The 2,957-nt window shown below is 42.0% G+C and carries 3 protein-coding genes; all 3 read right to left on the bottom strand.

Annotated elements, in window-relative coordinates:
* Window positions 1–149: 149 nt before the first annotated feature.
* From spoVG to RDS42_RS13785, 3 genes are read right to left on the bottom strand one after another with little or no spacing between them, the layout of a single operon-like run.
* Window positions 150–440: a septation regulator SpoVG gene (spoVG, locus tag RDS42_RS13795; RefSeq protein ID WP_308784164.1), complete on the bottom strand. Its 291-nt coding sequence runs from the start codon at window positions 438–440 to the stop codon at window positions 150–152.
* Window positions 441–488: 48 nt separating this feature from the next.
* The gene (glgD, locus tag RDS42_RS13790) at window positions 489–1,610 is read right to left on the bottom strand and encodes a glucose-1-phosphate adenylyltransferase subunit GlgD (protein WP_308784163.1); all 1,122 of its coding nucleotides are present in this window, start codon (window positions 1,608–1,610) and stop codon (window positions 489–491) included.
* On the bottom strand, window positions 1,607–2,884 hold the full coding sequence (locus tag RDS42_RS13785) for a glucose-1-phosphate adenylyltransferase (RefSeq protein WP_308784165.1): 1,278 nt from the start codon (window positions 2,882–2,884) through the stop codon (window positions 1,607–1,609). Before RDS42_RS13785 ends, glgD begins: the two co-directional genes overlap by 4 nt.
* Window positions 2,885–2,957 lie beyond the last annotated feature (73 nt).

Raw genomic sequence — 2,957 nt, 5'->3', positions numbered from 1 at the left:
GTTTTTCGGATCAACGAAAAACTTCACAATGTAAAACAGGGCCTTGCCCTAACAAGAAAAGAGATTCTAAAGCCTGATAATCTCCATATCATAGGTTTTAGAATCTCTCTTTTACTAAAACATTGCGTTTTTATTACAGATATCCGGTGTTATTCTGCTGCTGCCTCTTCCTGTTCGTCCGTCTCGCTCATAACTTCCTGATACTTATCCAGGATCAGTGTCTGGATCCTGTCTCTTGTAGCTGAATTGATCGGATGTGCAATATCGCGGTATTCGCCATCTGCAGCTTTACGGCTGGGCATTGCAATAAACAATCCTTTTTCTCCTTCGATCACCTTGATGTCATGTACTACAAATTCATCATCGATGGTAATGGAAACTACCGCCTTCATTTTTCCTTCTTTTGCAACCTTTCTCACGCGTACATCTGTAATATTCATCTTTTTCTGCCCCTTTCATTTTACGTATATATTTCGATCTAAAAATCCTCAGATCACGTATCGTTCATTTTTTTCCACTACGATCTTTACCTCTCCGTCATTTGCACAGTAATTAGAACCTGCACGAATGGTATCTCTGCTTTCCACAATACAATTTTCTATATGTGTATTGTCTCCCAGGTATACTCCATTGAGGATCACAGAATTTTTGATCACACAGTTGTTGCCTACAAAAACATCTTTAAACAGCACTGAATTCTCCACTGTTCCATTGATGATGCAGCCACTGGCAACAAGACTGTTCTTCACCACTGCACCTGCATTATATTTTGCAGGAGGAAGGTCATCTATTTTTGTTTTTACAGCAGGCTCCTGACGGAAGAAATAATTTCGGATCTCCGGATCCAGGAATGCCATATTTGTCCTGTAATAAGCATCTGCTGTAGAAATATTGCTCCAATAAGAATCAATCTTATATCCATAAATACGTTTCAGATTTTTATAACGGATCAGAATATCATTAACAAAATCGTGTCTTCCCTCCTGGGCAGTCCGCTCCAGAAGTTCGATCAGCTGTCTTCTGCGGATCACATAAATACCCGTAGATACTGTATTATAAGACGAGACGATCGGTTTCTCCTCAAATTCTTCAATACGACAGTCCTCATTCATACGCAGCACACCAAAGCGCTCCACCTCGCTTTGATCTTTGCATTCTGTACAAACCACAGTGATATCTGCCCGTTTGGCTATATGAAACTCCAGAACCTTATTATAATCCAGCTTATAGATACCGTCACCGGAAGCGATCACCACATAAGGCTCATGGCTGTTTTTTAAAAATGCAATATTCTGATAAATGGCATCTGCAGTTCCCTGATACCACAGGCTGTTTTCTTTCGTGATCGTAGGCGTAAACACAAACAGTCCGCCCTGCTTTCTGCCAAAATCCCACCATTTTGAAGAACTCAGATGTTCGTTCAGGGATCTTGCATTATACTGAGTCAGAACAGCAACCTTCTGAATATGAGAATTAGCCATATTACTCAGAGCAAAGTCAATGGCACGGTAGCTTCCTGCCACCGGCATAGCCGCAATGGCTCTTTTATTAGACAGTTCCCTCATGCGGTTGTTATTTCCGCCTGCCAGAATAATCCCAAGTGCTCTCATGCCTTATCACCATCCTTTGCCTTAATATTCTGTCCGCTTTTCAGTATTCCCTCTGGATAGTCTTCCGGTACGGTTACACCGGAAATAGCTGTATTTTTACCAATTTTCACATTATCCGGAATCACACTGCGCTCCCCTACTGTTGCAATGCCAAAGGCATAGACAGACGGCTTCAGCACATTAGGAGCCTCTTCGCCACACCCAAGAGTCACATTTTTGCCTATATGAACGTCCTCTGCAACAATAGCCTTATCCATTACTGTGCCTTCCTCTATTACAGAATTCCTCATAATAATAGAATCCCTTATTACACAGTTTTTGCCTATAACAACATTGGGTCCGATCACGGAACGGTGTACTTCCCCGTAAATTTCTGCTCCCTCTCCGATGAGGCATCTGTCTGTTACCGCATCTGCGGATACATACTGCGGCGGAATGATATCTCCTTTTGTATAAATTTTCCAGAATTCCTCGTAAAGATTAAATTCCGGTATGATATCGATCAATTCCATATTGGCTTCCCAATAAGAGCCAAGCGTTCCTACATCCTTCCAGTAGCCATTGTATTCATAGGCAAAAAGTCTTTGGCCCTTTTCTTTGCAGTATGGGAGGATATGCTTTCCAAAATCACAGCTGCTCTGCTCTTTCAGTGCAATAAGAGCCTCTTTCAAAACCGGCCAGCTGAAAATATAAATGCCCATAGAGGCCAGATTGCTGCTGGGTTTTTCCGGTTTTTCTTCAAACTCTGTTACCCGTCCTGTCTCATCAGTCACCATAATGCCAAAACGGCTTGCCTCCTCGATAGGCACCGGCATACATGCAATTGTAATATCTGCCTTATTTGCCTTATGGAAATCCAGCATTACCTCATAATCCATCTTGTAGATATGATCTCCCGAAAGTATCAGAACATAATCCGGATTATACTGTTCCATATAATCAAGATTCTGAAAAATGGCATTAGCTGTTCCTGTATACCATTCACTGTTAGTACTTTTTTCATAAGGAGGCAGTACTGTAACACCACCTTCGTTCCGATCCAGATCCCACGGAATACCGATTCCAATGTGAGTGTTCAGGCGCAAAGGCTGATACTGGGTCAGAACACCAACTGTATCAATGCCAGAATTGATGCAGTTGCTCAGCGGAAAATCGATAATCCGGTACTTTCCGCCAAAAGCGACAGCCGGTTTAGCAACCTTCTCTGTCAACACACCAAGTCTGCTGCCCTGACCGCCAGCCAGAAGCATGGCAATCATTTCTTTTTTCATCATCATGCATTCACCCCTTGTATGTTATGATTTTCCATTATACCATACTTCACTATATTAGTGAACAATTTTTACA

The organism is uncultured Blautia sp. (assembly GCF_902497045.1).
Taxonomy (GTDB): Bacteria; Bacillota; Clostridia; order Lachnospirales; family Lachnospiraceae; genus Blautia_A.
The sequence above is the reverse complement of the archived record's forward strand: the minus strand, read 5'-3'. Positions and strand labels throughout refer to the sequence as shown.